We start from the raw sequence: 17,102 nt of genomic DNA on the forward strand, positions 1-17,102 counted from the left end.
GAGCGCTCCGTCGTCACGCGCATGGGCCGTCAGCGGTGTTGTGCACCACACCCGGGCAGCGGTCACAGCTCGCATCACAAAACGTGCAGCAGCACATCAACCGATCTGTTTCTGCATATTGCGCAGACGTTTTGCGTCCGGGCGCGATGGTAACCTGAGTCGGCCCATGCAACATGGGCTTTCCCGCTTTAATCACAGTATGTACTTGCTGCCCGCTCAGGCTCGCCTCAGCGGAGGAGCGGTCTGCTCTGGCACCGTGAACAAGGAGTAGCACGCCATGCATGCCATAAGCTTCATCCAGGATCTTGCCGTAATCATGTTGGTGGCGGGCGTGGTCACCATCCTCTTTCATCGGTTGAAACAGCCGGTGGTCCTGGGTTACATCGTTGCCGGCTTTATCATCGGCCCGCACACCCCGCCATTTGGCCTCATTCACGACGAAGACACGATCAAGACCCTGGCCGAGCTTGGGGTGATCTTCCTGATGTTCTGCCTGGGCCTTGAGTTCAGCCTGCGCAAGTTGTTCAAGGTGGGTGCCACGGCATTCATCGCGGCCTTCCTGGAAATCGTCCTGATGATCTGGATCGGTTTCGAAATCGGCCGCTGGTTTGGTTGGAACACCATGGACTCGCTGTTCCTCGGCGCGATCCTGGCGATTTCCTCGACCACCATCATAGTAAAAGCCCTCAATGACCTGAAGATGAAGAACGAGCGCTTCGCGCAGCTGATCTTCGGCGTGCTGATCGTCGAGGACATCCTCGGTATCGGCATCATCGCCTTGCTCTCGGGTATCGCCGTCAGCGGCTCGGTAAGCTCTGGCGAAGTCTTCTCCACAGTCGGCAAGCTGTCGCTGTTCATGATCGTGGCGTTGGTCATCGGCATTCTGCTGGTGCCGCGGCTGCTGGCCTACGTGGCCAAGTTCGAAAGCAACGAGATGCTCCTGATCACCGTGCTGGGGCTCTGCTTCGGCTTCTGCCTGCTGGTGGTCAAGCTCGAGTACAGCATGGTCCTCGGTGCCTTCCTGATCGGTGCGATCATGGCCGAGTCGCGGCAACTGCTGAAGATCGAACGCTTGATCGAGCCGGTACGCGACATGTTCAGCGCGATCTTCTTTGTGGCCATCGGCCTGATGATCGACCCGCAGGTGCTGGTCGACTACGCCTGGCCGATTGTGGTGATCACCTTTGCCGTGGTGCTGGGCAAGATGCTCTCGTGCGGCATGGGTGCGTTCATTGCCGGCAACGATGGGCGTACCTCGCTGCGGGTCGGCATGGGCCTGTCGCAGATTGGCGAGTTCTCGTTCATCATCGCCGCGCTGGGCATGACCTTGCAGGTCACCAGCGACTTCCTCTATCCGGTGGCGGTAGCGGTCTCGGCGATTACTACCTTGCTTACGCCGTATCTGATTCGGGCGGCTGATCCGCTGTCGATCAAGCTCGGCCAGATCATGCCCAGCCGGTTGTCGCGGGTGCTGTCGCTGTATGGCGAATGGCTACGCAGCATTCAGCCGCAAGGTGAGGGCGCCATGCTCGCGGCGATGATCCGGCGCATCCTGCTGCAGGTTGGGGTCAACCTGGCGTTGGTGATCGCGATCTTCTTTACCGGGGGCTACTTTGCCGAGCGGATCGGCCTGTGGCTGAGCGAGTGGCTGGGCGATGTCAGCCAGCAGAAGGCGCTGATCTGGGGCGCCGCGCTGTTGCTGTCGCTGCCGTTCCTGATTGCGGCGTACCGCAAGCTCAAGGCGCTGTCGATGCTATTGGCGGAGATGGGGGTCAAGCCAGAGATGGCCGGGCGGCATACGCAGCGGGTCCGGCGGGTGATCGCCGAGGTTATCCCGTTGTTGTCACTGCTGGTGATCTTCCTGCTGCTGTCGGCGTTGTCGGCGAGTATCTTGCCGACCAACGAGCTGCTGCTGGTGATCGTGGTGGTTGCTGCGGTGGTTGTCGCGGTGCTGTGGCGTTGGTTCATCCGCGTGCACACGCGGATGCAGATCGCTCTGCTCGAAACCCTGGAAAACAACCGCGATCAGGCCCACTGACATTCAACGCAATCGCGGTGCAGAGTGCGCCGCGATTGCGTTGAGCCGGATCAGCTTTCCAGCCAGACGTCGCGCGCCCAGTGCCAGACCGATTCCCAGCTTTCTTCGGTGACCAGCTCTTCTTCGCCCGACCACAGCACCACGGTGCCGTCTTCTTCGACGCAGTAGTAGTTCTCGCCATCCTGACAGATCGGGATCAGCTCGCGTGGTACGCCGGCATCCCAGGCGTTGGCAGCAACTTCCGGCAGATAGGTGTGTGACTGTGGGTCGGTGACGGTGACCGGCTCCAGGCTGCCGTAGATCACATCGCTGACTGTCAGCAGATATTCCTTGAATACGAACGGAATATTGATGAACAGCTGCTCCTCGACTTCGACCAACTGATCTTCGTCAGGAAGCTCCAGGGGCACCGGCACCGGCTCATTGGCTTCACGCAGTTGTTCGATCACTTCTTCCACGGTTCACATCCTCTCGCTTGATGACAACGCTGCGGGTTATACCCTAGTAGGGCGCTCTGGCAAAAGCAAAAACCCCGGGCAAGCCCGGGGTTTTTTATGCAGCAAGCCTGGATCAGCCGTTTTGGCGGATACCGGCGACCAGCCAAGGCTGGTTGTCGCCTTGGGCGCGCTCCATGTGCCAGCTTTCGCTGAACGCCTCGCCCTGGTCGAAACGCGAGGTTTTCGACACACCGCTGAAGGTCAGGGTGGCGATAGTCTTGTCGGCGCGATCTTCGACACCGTCCAACTGTACTTCGAGGTTGTCGATGTAGGTGGACTGGAAGCCATCACCCAGATCAGCGCGCTCGCGCTTGAGGAAGGCAAGCAGTTGCGGGGTCACGAACTCGGAGATCTTGTCCATCTCGTTGGCGTCCCAGTGCTGCTGCAGCGTCTGGAAGTGGCTGCGCGCGGCGTTCAGGAAGCTTTGCTCGTTGAACCAGGCGGGTGCGTTGATCGCAGGTGCGGCAGCAACTGGTGCTGCAGAACCACCGAAGATCGACGGCTGCGCTGCTTGCTGGTTGTAAGCCTCACGCTGGAACGGTGCGTGGCCGGCAGCAGCAACTTGTGGTTGTTGCTTGCGGCGACGCGCAGCGATGAAGCGGAACACCAGGAAGGCGATCAGGCCCATGATTAGGAAATCCATGATCTGCATGCCCTGGAAACCGTCACCCATGAACATGGAGGCCAGCAGACCACCGGCGGCCAGGCCAGCGAGTGGGCCCAACCAGCGCGAAGCACCGCTGGCGGCGGCCGGCGCACGACCTGCAGCATTTGGCGCGGCAGCTGGAGTGTTTGGCGTAGCCTGGCGAGTCTGGTGCATAGGCGCGGCGCCCGAGCTCTTGCCGCCGCCGAAGCGTTTGGCATTGGCGTCCAGGCTCAGCGTCAGGCCGAGGCACAGCGCCAGGGCGATGCTAAGAAAACGTTGCATAAGTGGGATATCCCCTGATTGTGGATTGCACGCGCGTCATGTTGCACATGTTGTAGCAGACATGACCAGCAGCATAATGTTTCGAGCTTTTGCCTGAACGGTCATTCAGCAACCGCTCAGGCATCCGCGTTGGCTTAGATGGCCTCGAGCTTGGCGTAACCGAGCATCAGCCACTTGCTGCCCTCGGCGAAATTCACCTGCACCCGTGCCTGGGCGCCAGAGCCCTCGAAGTTGAGGATCACGCCCTCACCAAACACCGAGTGCTGCACGCGCTGGCCAAGGTTGAACGAGGTCTGCGGGATGTTGGCATTGGCAAAGATACTGCTGGCCGGCGCCTGCGAGCCGCCGAACGGGCGGCTGACCGAGTTCGACAGGCGCACTTCCTGCACCAGCCCAGCGGGGATTTCGCGGACGAAGCGCGAGACCTTGTTGTAGGTCTCGCTGCCATACAGACGACGCGTCTCGGCGTAGGTCATGAACAGCTGGCGCATGGCCCGGGTGATGCCGACATATGCCAGACGGCGCTCTTCGGCCAGGCGGCCAGGTTCTTCCAGGCTCATCTTGTGCGGGAACAGGCCTTCTTCCAGGCCGACCAGGAACACGTAGGGGAATTCCAGGCCCTTGGCGCTGTGCAGGGTCATCAATTGCACGCTGTCTTCGTGTTCATCAGCCTGCGACTCACCGGCTTCCAGCGAGGCGTGGCCGAGGAAGGCCGACAGCGGCGACAGGTCGGCGTCTTCGTCGCTGCTTTCGAAGTTACGCGCAGCGCTGACCAGTTCCTCAAGGTTTTCTACCCGTGCCTGGCCCTTTTCACCTTTTTCTTCCTGGTGATAGATGATCAGCCCGGACTGCTCGATGACAGTCTGGGTCAGGACGTGCAGTGGCATTTCGACGGCTTTGGCCGCCAGCCCTTCGATCAACTCGATAAAGGCACCCAGCGCACTCGCGGCGCGGCCTTTGAGGCCTTTGGCGGCGATCAGCTGGCACATCGCTTCCCACATCGACAGCTGCGCATGGCGAGCGTGGTCGCGGATCGCTTCAACCGTCTTTTCGCCGATGCCACGCGGTGGCACGTTGATCACCCGCTCCAGCGCAGCGTCGTTGCCACGGCCCTCGAGCAGGCGCAGGTAGGCCATGGCGTTCTTGATTTCGGCACGCTCGAAGAAGCGTTGGCCGCCGTAGATCCGATAAGGGATGCGTTCGCGCAGCAGGGCCTCTTCAAGCACCCGCGATTGGGCGTTGGAGCGATAGAGGATGGCGATGTCGCTGCGCGCATGGCCTTGCTTGATCACGCTCTCGATCGACTCGACTACATAACGTGCCTCGTCGTGCTCGTTGTAGGCGGCGTACAAGGTCAGCGGCTCGCCTTCACCGACATCGGTCCACAGCTCTTTGCCGAGACGGTCGGTGTTGTTGGCGATCAGGGCGTTGGCGGCCTTGAGGATGCCGCCGGTGGAGCGGTAGTTCTGCTCCAGGCGGATCATCTCGGCGTCGGGGAAGTCTTCGGTGTACTGATGGATGTTCTCGATCTTGGCACCGCGCCAGCCATAGATCGACTGGTCGTCGTCGCCCACCGCCATCAGGCTGTCGCCGCCTTTGGCGAGCAGGCGCAACCAGGCGTACTGCACGGCGTTGGTGTCCTGGAACTCATCCACCAACAGGTGGCGGAAGCGCCGCTGGTAGTGCTCGAGCAGGCCCGGGTTGTCGCGCCACAGGTCCAGCGCACGCAGCAGCAGTTCGGAGAAGTCGATCACGCCGGCGCGTTCGCAAGCTTGCTCGTAAGCTTCATAGACGCTGCGCATGGTCGCCAGGAACAGATCGCCGCCCGCTTGAATGTGCTGCGGGCGCAGGCCTTCATCCTTCTGCCCGTTGATGAACCACTGGGCCTGGCGCACCGGCCAGCGCTGCTCATCCAGGCCCAGCTCGCGCATCACCCGTTTGACCAGGCGCTGCTGGTCATCGCTGTCGAGAATCTGGAAGTTCTGCGCCAGCTTGGCTTCCTGCCAGTGTGCCCGCAACAAGCGGTGGGCCAGGCCGTGGAAGGTACCCACCCACATGCCGGCGGGGCTGATCCCCATCAGTTGCTCGATCCGCTGGCGCATTTCGGCGGCAGCCTTGTTGGTGAAGGTCACCGACAGGATCGAGTGCGGCGAGGCCTGTTCGACCTGGATCAACCAGGCGATACGGTGCACCAGCACGCGGGTTTTACCGGAACCGGCGCCAGCAAGCACCAGTTGACGCCCGACCTTGGCCGCTACGGCCTGGCGTTGGGCATCGTTGAGGGAATTCAGCAGGAGGGAGAGGTCGTCTGTGCGCATCCGGCCATTCTAGGTTGCTGTGGGGGGAGGGGGCAAATCTCTACTGTATAAATATTCACCTCAGGCGCCAGCCGTTCATCGGTTCTGTGATGTCGATCCGCCGGTATGGGCACTGGATGACATAGAGCAGTTTGGCCTGCGCCTTCGCTTGTGTAAGATCCGGGCAACTTTTTGTCGCCAGCCAATAACAAGAAAATGACATGACTCAGGATTGCACGGCGGTCGGCGTATTGCCGCAGATGTCGAGGAATGTGCGCAGGCAATTCGCCACTCAGCTTTCCATCGAGCGCACCCGGCTGCTGTATCAAGGCTCGCTGCTGCCTACACTATTGATGCTGTTCAACGGCCTGCTTTGCGCGTGGCTGCTGTGGAGCCCTGGACGCTATCTGCTGCTGGGCACCTGGCTGATCTGGTTGCTGGCGCTGGCGGGGCTGCGCCTGGTGCAGGTCACCGCGTTCGACGCCGCACCGACCCAGCGCCAGGCCAGCCTGAGCTGGCGGCGGATGTTTCTGCTGGGCTCGGCGTTCAGTGGCCTGACCCTGGCCAGCGCAGCGATTGCCCTGGTGCCGGTGGCCAATTTCGTCCAGCAGGCCTGGGTGTTCGGCTTGCTTGGGGTAGCGGCGTTGTCTGCCAGCGTGTCCTATGCCGTCAGCCTGCCGGCGTTTCTCAGTTTCGCCTTGCCCTGCCTGCTGCCGCCGATTGCCTTCCTGTTCTACTTCGACGCCGGCCAGCAACGCGGCTGGGGTTGGTTGGGGCTGATTCTGCTGGGGGCGCTGATGGTGGTCGCCTGGCAGGTGCATCGATTGGTCGATCGCAGCCTGTTACGGCGCTTTCAGAATCAGGCGCTGAACGAAGACCTGCAGCGCATCTACGCGCAAAAGGCGCTTGAAGAACAGCAACGTTTGGCGTCGTCTGTATTTGAAGCCTGCAACGACGGTATCGTGGTGCTCACGGCCGACTTCACCTTGCTTGCCGTCAACCAGGCCTACTGCCAGATGACCGGCTACTCCATTGCCGAGCTGCTCGCCCGCCAGTTGCTCGAGCTGCCCTGCAGCAGCGACGCCCGACGTTATCAGCAGTCCATGGAGCATGCCCTGGCCCAGCACGGCCAATGGCAAGGCGAGCTGGTCGAAGCCCGCCGCAATGGCGAGTTGTATCCGCAGTGGCTGCAACTCACAGCCGTGCGCGGAGCGTCTGGCAAGCTCAACAATATCGTCGGCTTTTTCACCGATCTGTCGGCGCGGCGCGCGTCTGAAGAGCGGCTGCGCTACCTCGCTCACTATGACGAGCTGACCGGCCTGGCCAACCGGGCGCTGTTCCGTTTGCGCGTACATGAGGCCGGCCAGCGCGCGCGGCTGAACGGGCGCAGCCTGGCCTTGCTGCACATCGACGTTGATCGCTTCAAATTGCTCAATGAAAGCCTCGGCCACGAGCTGGCCGACCAGTTGCTGAAAAAGATCGCCCAGCGGATCGCCAATGCCGTGCCCGAAGCCGACACCGTGGCGCGGCTGTCGGGCGACGAGTTTGCCGTGCTGTTCGACGGCTACAGCAACCTGTCCAGCCTCGTCCGGGTGACCACCCGCTTGCTCGACAAGCTGCGCGTGCCGTTGCGCCAGGATGATCATGAGGTGGTGATCAGTGCCTCGGTGGGCATCAGCCTGTTGTCTGACGCGGCGTTCGATGGCAATACCCTGATCAGCCAGGCGGACATGGCCAAGCGTCACGCCAAGCACCTGGGCGGTGACAACTTCCAGTTCTACACCGAGAGCCTTCGCGCCAGCACCCTGGAGCGCCTGCAGCTGGAGATTCAGCTGCGCAAGGCCATCGATGAGGGTCAGCTGTGCGTCTATTACCAACCCAAACTGTGCCTGCGCAGCGGCAAGCTGCATGCGGCCGAGGCATTGGTGCGGTGGCAGCATCCGCAACTGGGCATGGTCCCGCCCAGCGCGTTCATTGGCCTGGCCGAAGAAACCGGGTTGATCGCGCCGATGGGCGAGTTCGTTCTGCGCCAGGCCTGCCGGCAGGCGTGCCAGTGGCTGCGTGAGGGCGTGCAGGTTCGCGTCTCGGTCAACCTGTCGGTCTATCAGCTGCGCCAAGGCAAGCTGGTCAGCCTGGTGCGCCAGGTATTGGAAGAAACCGGGCTGGCGCCAGAGCAACTGGAGCTTGAGCTGACTGAAAGCCAGCTGCTGGATAGCGTCGAGCACATCATCGCCATCTTCGAGCAGTTGCATGCGCTGGGGGTCAAACTGGCGATCGATGACTTCGGCACGGGCTATTCATCACTGAGTTACCTGAAGCGCTTGCCGGTGGACTACGTGAAGATCGATCAGACCTTCATCAGCGGGCTGCACGAGGGCAGTCAGGACGCCGCGATCACCCGTGCGATCATCGTCATGGCCAATAGTCTCGGTTTGAAGGTCGTGGCCGAGGGTGTCGAGACCCAGGAGCAACTGGACGTGCTCACAGCCCAGGGTTGTGATGAGGCGCAAGGCTATCTGATCAGCAAGCCGGTGGATGCGGCAGCCTTTATAGGGTTGCTGAGCAACCCGGCCGCCGCCAAGGCTTAGCTGTACCAGTGCCTGCCGTGGCGGCTGAGCAAGCTGTTGGCCAGCTCTGGCCCATTGCTGCCGGCATGGTATGGCCGCGGGGCCTGGAAGTGCTCTTCCCAACCCTGCAGGATCGGGTCGATCCAGGCCCAGGCGGCTTCGACCTCATCGCGGCGCATGAATAGCGTCGAGTCGCCGTCGAGCACGTCCAGCAGCAAGCGCTCGTAAGCTTCCCAGCGGCGGGTCTGGCCGAACGCCTGAGCGAGGTTGAGGTTCAGCTCGACCGGCTCCAGACGCATGCCTTTGCCCGGGGTCTTGGTCATCATGCGCAGGCTGATGCGCTCATCGGGCTGGAGCTGGATCAGCAATTGATTGACCTGACCGCCGCTGAACAGCTCGTGCGGCACCGGCTTGAACTGGATGACGATCTGCGACGAGCGCCGCGCCATGCGCTTGCCGGTGCGCAGGTAGAACGGCACCCCGGCCCAACGCCAGTTGTCGATCTGCGCCTGAACGGCGACGAAGGTCTCGGTATCGCTGTCGTTGTCGACGTCTTTCTCGAAATAGTACGCCGGCACTTCCTGGCCGCCGATATGCCCGGCGCTGTACTGGCCGCGCACGGTCTTGTCCTGCACGTCCTGGCCGCTGATGGGCTTGAGCGCGCGCAGAATCTTCACCTTCTCGTCGCGCACGGCCTCGGCCTCGAACTGCGCCGGCGGCTCCATGGCGACCAGGCAGAGCAACTGCAGCAGGTGGTTCTGCAGCATGTCGCGGGTGGCGCCGGCCCGGTCGTAGTAGCCGCCGCGGCTCTCGACACCGAGGGTCTCACACACGCTGATCTGCACATGATCGACCTGGCCATTGCGCCACACCGGCTCCAGCAGGGCATTGGCAAAGCGCAGCGCCATCAGGTTCTGCACGGTCTCTTTGCCCAGGTAGTGATCGATGCGAAACACCTGCGATTCGGCGAACACTTCACCGATGGCCTGGTTGATCGCGGTAGCCGACTGCAGCGAGTGGCCGATGGGTTTTTCCAGCACGATGCGCGCTTCGTGGTCGGCTAATCCGGCGATGCGCAGGTGGGTGGCGATCGGTACGAACAGGTGCGGCGCGGTGGCCAGATAGAACACTCGGGTCAGCCCGCCAGGCTCGCCCAGATAGCGTGCCAGGCGACCGAAGTCAGCACTCTGCGAGGCGTCCATGGCGAAGTAGTCGAGCCGCGCGCAGAAGCGTCGCCACACCTCTTCATCGAAGTCGTTGCGGGCGATCTGCACCCGGCAATGGCGTTCGGCGAGCTTGAGGAAGTCGTCGCGGTGCAGGTTGCGCCGTGCCAGCGCGATGATCCGTACGGCATTGTGCAGGCGCGCCTCGCGGTACAGGTGATAGAGCGCTGGCAGCAGTTTGTGCAGGGCCAGATCACCGGTGCCGCCAAAGACCAGAATGTCGCAAGGAATCGTCAAGCCACCACTCTCCACGTTCGTTTAACTGGGCGCTTTGCCGGTCATGTAGTATAACTACAAGAAAGCTACATCCCCGGCCAGTCGATCATAACCGAGTCCAGCCCGTGAATCTGTTGCACCATATCGCCCAATCGCGCCACTTGCTGCGTAAATCGGAACTGAAAGTAGCCGACCATGTGCTGCTGGACCCCGCTGCCGTCATGCACAGCTCGATGGCCGACCTTGCCCACAACGTCGGTATCAGCGAGCCGACCATAGTGAGGTTTTGCCGGGCGATTGGCTGTTCAGGGTTTCAGGATCTGAAGCTGAAACTGGCGCAGAGCCTGGCTGCTGGCGCCAGTTTTGGTCAGTTCGCGATCCACGAAGACGACTCGGTTGCCGACTACAGCCTGAAGATTTTCGACACCACCCTGCATACCCTGATGGAGGTGCGCGAGCAGCTCGATCCGGAGGCCTTGCAGCGTGCTGTGGCAGCCATGGCCCAGGCCCAGCGGGTTGAGTTCTACGGCTTTGGTGCATCTGGCGCGGTCGCGGCCGACGCCCAGCACAAGTTCTTCCGCCTGCTGCTCAGCGCGGCGGCGTATTCCGACCCGCACATGCAGGCGATGTCGGCGGTAACCCTCAAGCCCGGTGACGTGGCGGTGTGCATCTCGCAGTCAGGGCGCTCCAAGGACTTGCTGATCACGGCCAATCTGGTCCGTGAGAGCGGCGCCAACCTGATCACCCTGTGCCCAAGCCAGACACCGTTGGCCGAGTTATCCACAGTCAATCTGGCCATCGACGTGCACGAAGACACCGAGATCTACACCCCGCTTACCTCGCGGATTGCCCACCTGGTGGTGATCGACGTGCTGGCCATGGGCGTGGCCATGGCGCGCGGGCCGAGCCTGGTCAACCATCTCAAGAGCGTCAAGCGCAGCCTGCGCAGCCTGCGCCTGTCGCCCAAGTCGATCAAGGCCATGGACGACTGACCAAAAAAGTTAATCGAGCTGTCACCTCACGGTAAACCAGCTCGGTCAGTCTGAAGCTCCCCGCACTCGCTCAGGGAGACAGGCATGACTCGTGACTTCGATGGCTCGTTTCAACCCAACGCCAAAGCGCGCAAACAACAGCAGAAGGATCAGCGCCGGATGGAATTCCGCCGGGCGATCGAAAGCTATTCCGAGCAACGGCAACTGCTGCGCGAAATCGCCGATTATTCCGAACTGAGGGATATCACAGTGTGGCAGGTACTGCCGGGGGCGTCGCCGAAAAACGCTCCACAAGCCCACTGATCAACGCACGTTCGCTGCGGATGAACGCCAGAAACGCCAGGGCAACCGGCGACTGACGCTTGGCTTTGGCCTGCACTACACACCAGCTGCGGTACAGCGGCAGCTCTTCCACTGGCAGCTCCTTGAGCTTGCCAGTGGCCAGTTCCAGGCGCAACGCATGGCGGGTCAGCAGGGCAATCCCGAGGCCGGCGCTGACACACTCGCGCTGCGCTTCTGCCGAGGCTACCTCGAGGGTCTGGGTGAAGTGCACGCGCTTGTCCTTGAAGTATTCTTCACAGGCTTTGCGCGTACCCGAGCCCTGTTCGCGGATCAGCAGGGTATGCGGCTCGAGGTCTTGCAGGCGCAGCGTGTCGAGCTTGCACAGCGGGTGATCCGGTGGTGCCACGGCAACGATCGGGTTGTTCAGAAACGGCAGAAACTCAAGGCCCATGTCCTGCGGCACCATTGACATGATGATCAAGTCGTCGCGGTTGTCCGACAGGCGCCGAATCACCTGCGCCCGGTTGACCACGGTGAGGGTCAGGTTGACCTCGGGGTGACGCTCCTTGAAGGCCGCAAACAAGTGCGGCACGAAGTACTTGGCACTGGACTCGACGGCCAGTTTCAGCTGCCCCTGCAGCGAGCCCTGCATGTCCGACAGTTGCATGTCGAGGTTTTCCAGGCGGCCGAAGATGTCGCGGCTGGCGCGCTGCAACGCCTCGGCGGCTTCGGTCAGGTACAGCTTCTTGCCGACATACTCGAACAACGGCTGGCCAACCAGCTCTTCCAGCTGGCGGATCTGTAGACTTACGGCGGGTTGCGTCAACGACATCTCTTCGGCAGCGCGACTGTAAGAGCGCAAATCGCACACCTCATTGAAGATCTGCAACTGACGCAATGTCATACGCATCAATGACTTACGCATTTATCCCCACCGTTTTGCAAAACCTTGTTACCGAACTATAAGCTTTTGCTAATGCTGCCCCTAACAAATATTGATTTTTGTTTATCGTGCGCTGGCGCTAGGGTGAATGTGCGACTGGCCAGCAGCGTCTGGCCGCGCCGAGCGGTAGAACCGGCTCGTATGTTCCAACGGCTTTGGGAAGAATCCAGTGATAAAAAAAATCCTGATCGCCAACCGGGGTGAAATTGCAGTTCGGATCGTGCGTGCCTGCGCTGAAATGGGCATTCGTTCGGTGGCGATCTATTCCGACGCCGACCGCCACGCGCTGCACGTCAAGCGTGCAGATGAGGCCCACAGCATCGGTGCCGAGCCACTGGCTGGCTACCTGAACCCGCGCAAGCTGGTCAACCTGGCGGTCGAGACCGGCTGTGATGCATTGCATCCTGGCTATGGTTTCCTCTCCGAGAACGCTGAGCTGGCGGAGATCTGCGCCGAGCGTGGGATCAAGTTCATCGGCCCGTCGGCGGATGTGATTCGGCGCATGGGCGACAAGACCGAAGCGCGCCGGACCATGATTCAGGCAGGTGTCCCGGTCACCCCCGGCACCGAGGGTAACGTGGCGGATATCCACGAGGCGCTCAACGAAGGTGAGCGCATTGGCTACCCGGTCATGCTCAAGGCAACCTCCGGTGGTGGCGGCCGTGGTATCCGTCGCTGCAACAGCCGCGAAGAGCTCGAGCAGGCATTTCCCCGGGTGATCTCCGAAGCCACCAAGGCCTTTGGCTCGGCTGAAGTGTTCCTGGAAAAGTGCATCGTCAACCCCAAGCACATCGAGGCGCAGATCCTCGGCGACAGCTTTGGCAATGTGGTGCACCTGTTCGAGCGTGACTGCTCGATCCAGCGCCGCAACCAGAAGCTCATCGAAATTGCCCCCAGCCCGCAGCTGACCCCGGAGCAACGCGCCTACATTGGCGATCTGGCGGTGCGCGCGGCCAAGGCGGTCGACTACGAGAACGCCGGTACCGTGGAGTTTCTGCTCGCCGATGGCGAGGTGTACTTCATGGAGATGAACACCCGGGTCCAGGTCGAACACACCATCACCGAAGAAATCACCGGTATCGATGTGGTCCGCGAGCAGATCCGCATCGCCTCCGGCCTGCCGTTGTCGGTCAAGCAGGAAGACATCCAGCATCGCGGCTACGCGTTGCAGTTCCGCATCAACGCCGAAGACCCGAAAAACAACTTCCTGCCAAGCTTTGGCAAGATCACCCGTTACTACGCCCCGGGCGGCCCGGGCGTGCGCACCGATACGGCGATCTACACCGGCTACACCATCCCGCCGTACTACGACTCGATGTGCCTGAAGTTGGTGGTCTGGGCACTGACCTGGGAAGAAGCCATGGACCGCGGCCTGCGCGCCCTGGACGACATGCGCCTACAGGGGGTCAAGACCACCGCCGCGTACTACCAGGAAATCCTGCGTAACCCGGAATTCCGTAGCGGCCAGTTCAATACCAGCTTCGTTGAAAGCCACCCTGAACTGACCAACTACTCGATCAAGCGCAAACCCGAAGAGCTGGCCCTGGCCATCGCCGCCGCCATCGCCGCCCACGCAGGCCTGTGAGGAATACAACAATGTCCAAGAAAATCCACGTAACCGACACAATCCTGCGCGACGCCCACCAGTCCCTGCTGGCCACGCGCATGCGCACCGAAGACATGCTGCCGATCTGCGAAAAGCTCGACAAGGTCGGCTACTGGTCACTGGAAGTGTGGGGCGGCGCAACCTTCGACGCCTGCGTGCGCTTCCTCAAGGAAGACCCGTGGGAGCGCCTGCGCCAGCTGCGTGCGGCCTTGCCCAATACTCGTCTGCAAATGCTCCTGCGCGGGCAGAACCTGCTCGGCTATCGCCATTACAGCGATGACGTGGTCAAGGCCTTCGTGGCCAAGGCAGCGGTCAACGGCATCGACGTGTTCCGCATCTTCGACGCCATGAACGACGTGCGTAACCTGCGTGTGGCGATCGAAGCGGTCAAGGCTGCCGGCAAGCATGCTCAGGGTACCATTGCCTACACCGTCAGCCCGGTGCACACCATCGACGCATTCGTGGCCCAGGCCAAGCAGATGGAAGCCATGGGTTGTGACTCGGTGGCAATCAAGGACATGGCCGGCCTGCTGACGCCGTTCGCCACTGGCGAACTGGTCAAAGCGCTCAAGGCCGAGCAGTCGCTGCCGGTGTTCATCCACTCCCATGACACCGCTGGCCTGGCCGCGATGTGCCAGCTCAAGGCTGTGGAAAACGGCGCTGACCATATCGACACGGCAATCTCCAGCTTCGCCTGGGGCACCAGCCATCCGGGTACCGAGTCGATGGTTGCCGCGCTCAAGGGCAGCGAGTTCGACACTGGCCTGGACCTGCAACTGCTGCAGGAAATCGGCCTGTACTTCTACGCTGTGCGCAAGAAGTACCACCAGTTCGAAAGCGAATTCACCGCGGTCGACACCCGTGTGCAGGTCAACCAGGTCCCTGGCGGGATGATTTCCAACCTGGCCAACCAGCTCAAGGAGCAGGGCGCCCTCAACCGCATGAACGAAGTGCTGGCAGAGATCCCGCGGGTTCGTGAAGACCTCGGCTTCCCACCGCTGGTGACCCCGACCTCGCAGATCGTCGGTACTCAGGCGTTCTTCAACGTACTCGCCGGCGAGCGCTACAAGACCATCACCAACGAGGTCAAACTGTACCTGCAAGGCGGTTACGGCAAGGCTCCGGGTGTGGTCAACGAACAGCTGCGCCGCCAGGCCATCGGTAGCGAAGAAGTCATCGACGTACGCCCGGCCGATCTGCTCAAGCCCGAGATGACCAAGCTGCGTGCCGACATTGGTGCCCTGGCGCAAAGCGAAGAAGACGTGCTGACCTTCGCCATGTTCCCGGACATCGGGCGCAAGTTCCTCGAAGAGCGCGCGGCCGGCACCCTGACTCCTGAAGTGCTCCTGCCAATCCCTGAGGCAGGCGCAGTGGCTGCCCCTGGCGGCGAAGGCGTGCCTACCGAGTTCGTCATCGACGTGCACGGCGAGACCTACCGTGTCGACATCACCGGTGTCGGTGTCAAGGCCGAGGGCAAGCGTCACTTCTACCTGTCGATCGACGGCATGCCGGAGGAAGTGGTATTCGAGCCGCTCAACGATTTCGTTGGCGGTGGCGGCAGCAAGCGCAAGCAGGCCAGCGGGCCGGGCCATGTCAGCACCAGCATGCCGGGCAACATCGTCGATGTGCTGGTCAAGGAAGGCGATGTGGTCAAGGCCGGCCAGGCGGTGCTGATCACCGAGGCGATGAAGATGGAGACCGAAGTGCAGGCGCCTATCGCAGGCAAGGTTGTGGCCATCCATGTTGCCAAGGGCGACCGGGTTACACCAGGCGAGATTCTGATCGAGATCGAGGGCTGAGCAAGACCTTCATCTACAAGCGGTTAACCTCATTGGGGAGCGGATAGCTCCCCTTTTTTTATCCAATCTCAGCGCTGATAGCCTTTGCCGAAGTAGCGCTCAAGCCTTGCCTGCACCAGTTCCAGCATGATCGACAGCACCCAATAGATCACCGCCGCCGTCGTCAGCATTTCCAGGTACCGGTAGCTGGAACGCCCATACGACTGCGCCAGAAACATCACTTCCCAAACCCCCATCACCGAAATCAGCGACGAATCCTTGAGCATCGAGATGAACTGGTTGGCGCTCGGCGGGATGATCGTGCGCATCGCCTGCGGCAAGGTGATATGCCAGAAGATCGCTGCCGGACGCATGCCCAGAGCGAGTGCCGCCTGGCGTTGGCCGAGCGCTACGCCGATGATCCCGGCGCGGAAGATCTCGCTCAGGTAAGCACCGTAGTTCAGCGACAGGGCGATGATCCCCGCAGCAATCGCCCCCGGCACCAGCCCCAACTGCGGCAGGCCGAGGTAGATCAGCAGAATCTGGATCAGCAACGGCGTGCCGCGGAAGAACGACGTGTAGAAACTGGCCACGCCAAACAGCACCGCGCTTGGCGACAGTCGCGCCAGCGCTGCGGCAAAGCCCAACAGCACCGACACCAGCATCGAGCACAGGCACAGGAACAACGTCAGCGCCGCGCCCTGCAGGAAGCCGTTAGGGCCCAGCTTGAAGCCCGCTAGATTGGGGAACTTGTCGACGATAATCGCGAAATTCAGATCAAAACTGAGAAAGAAGCCGACAAACAGCAGCAGCAACACCAGCCACGTCAGGTACAGCCGTGTGCGAAAGCCGAACAGGCGCAAGGCGGTTTTACCTACGGGCTTGGGAGCGGGTTGATGAGCGTTCATTTACTGATGTCAGCGCCGATCCATTTCTGTGACAGCTTGGCCAGCGTGCCATCGGCTTTCAGCTCGGCAAACACCTGACGCACCTTGGCATCCCACTCCGGGTCGCCTTTTTCGATGGCCACTGAGTTGGGCTCTTCATACAGTGGCGCGCCGGCCAGCTTGAAGCGCTTGTCCTGATTCAGACGCGGTTGCGCTGTCACCAGGTTGGTGAGGATTGCATCCAGGCGTACGCCGGCACCCAGGCCGAGGTCCTGGAAAGCGACGTTGTCGGTGTCATACGGTGCAATCTGGACGAACTCGAACGGGTACTCCAGCTTTTGCTCTTCGGCGCCCTCGATCACCAGGTTTTTGTTCAGGTAGCTCTCGTAGCTGGAGGCGCTGGTCAGGCCGACCTTGCGCCCTTCGAGGTCCTTGGCTGAATGAATGCGATCATCCTTGGCATTGACCACGATCACCGCCGGCGAGGCGTAGTACTCAACCGGGAAGTCGAACACTTCAGCGCGGGCCTTGCTCGGCGTCATCGAGCAGATGCACAGATCATAGCGACCGCTCCAGCGGCCGGCGGCGATCACGTCCCAGGACGGTGTTTCCAGGCGCAGTTTGACCCCGAGTTTCTGTGCGACCGCCTTGGCCACGTCGACGTCAAAACCGTCGAGCTGGTTCTGGTCATTCAAGAAGGAGAACGGCGGATAGCTCTCCATCAATACGTTGACGACTTCCTTGCGCGACTCGACGCGGTCCAAGGTGGCACCGGCAAAGGCAGAGGTAGCGCTCAAGGCCAGCAGGCCCGCGCAAAGCAAGGAAGGTAAACGCATAAGGACACCTGC

General features: G+C 61.5%; 13 protein-coding genes. 6 read left to right on the forward strand and 7 right to left on the reverse strand.

The window, feature by feature from the left end; genetic code table 11:
* Window positions 1-277 precede the first annotated feature (277 nt).
* Window positions 278-2,038, forward strand: a complete 1,761-nt coding sequence (locus CXQ80_RS23995; RefSeq protein WP_101322818.1) for a cation:proton antiporter — start codon at window positions 278-280, stop codon at window positions 2,036-2,038.
* Between the two features lie 50 nt (window positions 2,039-2,088).
* Here the strand turns inward: CXQ80_RS23995 and CXQ80_RS24000 are convergent, their stop codons facing one another.
* The 3 genes from CXQ80_RS24000 to uvrD all read right to left on the reverse strand — a co-directional run bounded on the left by CXQ80_RS24000 (window position 2,089) and on the right by uvrD (window position 5,781).
* Complete coding sequence (locus CXQ80_RS24000) at window positions 2,089-2,496, reverse strand: SMI1/KNR4 family protein (RefSeq protein WP_101322819.1); 408 nt, start codon at window positions 2,494-2,496, stop codon at window positions 2,089-2,091.
* A gap of 112 nt (window positions 2,497-2,608) precedes the next feature.
* Complete coding sequence (locus CXQ80_RS24005) at window positions 2,609-3,463, reverse strand: Tim44 domain-containing protein (protein WP_101322820.1); 855 nt, start codon at window positions 3,461-3,463, stop codon at window positions 2,609-2,611.
* A gap of 134 nt (window positions 3,464-3,597) precedes the next feature.
* Window positions 3,598-5,781 carry a DNA helicase II gene (gene uvrD, locus CXQ80_RS24010; protein ID WP_101322821.1) on the reverse strand — a complete coding sequence of 728 codons (2,184 nt, stop codon included), beginning with the start codon at window positions 5,779-5,781 and terminating at the stop codon, window positions 3,598-3,600.
* Between the two features lie 200 nt (window positions 5,782-5,981).
* Here uvrD and CXQ80_RS24015 point away from each other — a divergent pair, with 200 nt between their 5' ends.
* Entirely contained in the window at window positions 5,982-8,348 is a 2,367-nt protein-coding gene (locus CXQ80_RS24015) for a bifunctional diguanylate cyclase/phosphodiesterase (RefSeq protein ID WP_101322822.1), read from the forward strand.
* Here the strand turns inward: CXQ80_RS24015 and zwf are convergent.
* Window positions 8,345-9,787: a glucose-6-phosphate dehydrogenase gene (gene zwf, locus CXQ80_RS24020; RefSeq protein WP_101322823.1), complete on the reverse strand. Its 1,443-nt coding sequence runs from the start codon at window positions 9,785-9,787 to the stop codon at window positions 8,345-8,347. The genes CXQ80_RS24015 and zwf overlap by 4 nt on opposite strands.
* A 104-nt stretch (window positions 9,788-9,891) precedes the next feature.
* Between zwf and hexR the strand changes: the two genes are divergently transcribed.
* Complete coding sequence (gene hexR, locus CXQ80_RS24025) at window positions 9,892-10,758, forward strand: transcriptional regulator HexR (RefSeq protein ID WP_101322824.1); 867 nt, start codon at window positions 9,892-9,894, stop codon at window positions 10,756-10,758.
* A gap of 84 nt (window positions 10,759-10,842) precedes the next feature.
* A complete protein-coding gene (locus CXQ80_RS24030) occupies window positions 10,843-11,061 on the forward strand; it encodes a PA3496 family putative envelope integrity protein (RefSeq protein ID WP_101322825.1) in 219 nt (72 codons plus the stop codon).
* On the opposite strand, the gene CXQ80_RS24035 is transcribed toward CXQ80_RS24030, so the two are convergent.
* Window positions 11,003-11,950 carry a LysR family transcriptional regulator gene (locus CXQ80_RS24035; protein ID WP_178080854.1) on the reverse strand — a complete coding sequence of 316 codons (948 nt, stop codon included), beginning with the start codon at window positions 11,948-11,950 and terminating at the stop codon, window positions 11,003-11,005. The two genes, CXQ80_RS24030 and CXQ80_RS24035, sit on opposite strands and share 59 nt — an antisense overlap.
* A gap of 202 nt (window positions 11,951-12,152) precedes the next feature.
* Here CXQ80_RS24035 and CXQ80_RS24040 point away from each other — a divergent pair, with 202 nt between their 5' ends.
* Both CXQ80_RS24040 and oadA read left to right on the forward strand, forming a co-directional pair.
* Entirely contained in the window at window positions 12,153-13,568 is a 1,416-nt protein-coding gene (locus CXQ80_RS24040; RefSeq protein WP_101322827.1) for an acetyl-CoA carboxylase biotin carboxylase subunit, read from the forward strand.
* Window positions 13,569-13,579: 11 nt separating this feature from the next.
* Entirely contained in the window at window positions 13,580-15,388 is a 1,809-nt protein-coding gene (oadA, locus tag CXQ80_RS24045; protein ID WP_101322828.1) for a sodium-extruding oxaloacetate decarboxylase subunit alpha, read from the forward strand.
* A 68-nt stretch (window positions 15,389-15,456) separates the two neighbouring features.
* Here oadA and CXQ80_RS24050 read toward each other — a convergent pair whose 3' ends face one another.
* The gene (locus tag CXQ80_RS24050) at window positions 15,457-16,275 is read right to left on the reverse strand and encodes an amino acid ABC transporter permease (protein WP_101322829.1); all 819 of its coding nucleotides are present in this window, start codon (window positions 16,273-16,275) and stop codon (window positions 15,457-15,459) included.
* Window positions 16,272-17,090 (reverse strand): ABC transporter substrate-binding protein, encoded by an 819-nt coding sequence (locus tag CXQ80_RS24055; protein ID WP_101322830.1) that lies wholly within the window; start codon window positions 17,088-17,090, stop codon window positions 16,272-16,274. Before CXQ80_RS24055 ends, CXQ80_RS24050 begins: the two co-directional genes overlap by 4 nt.
* Between the last annotated feature and the right edge of the window lie 12 nt (window positions 17,091-17,102).

Source organism: Pseudomonas sp. 02C 26 (genome assembly GCF_002843585.1).
Classification (GTDB): domain Bacteria; phylum Pseudomonadota; class Gammaproteobacteria; order Pseudomonadales; family Pseudomonadaceae; genus Aquipseudomonas; species Aquipseudomonas shirazensis.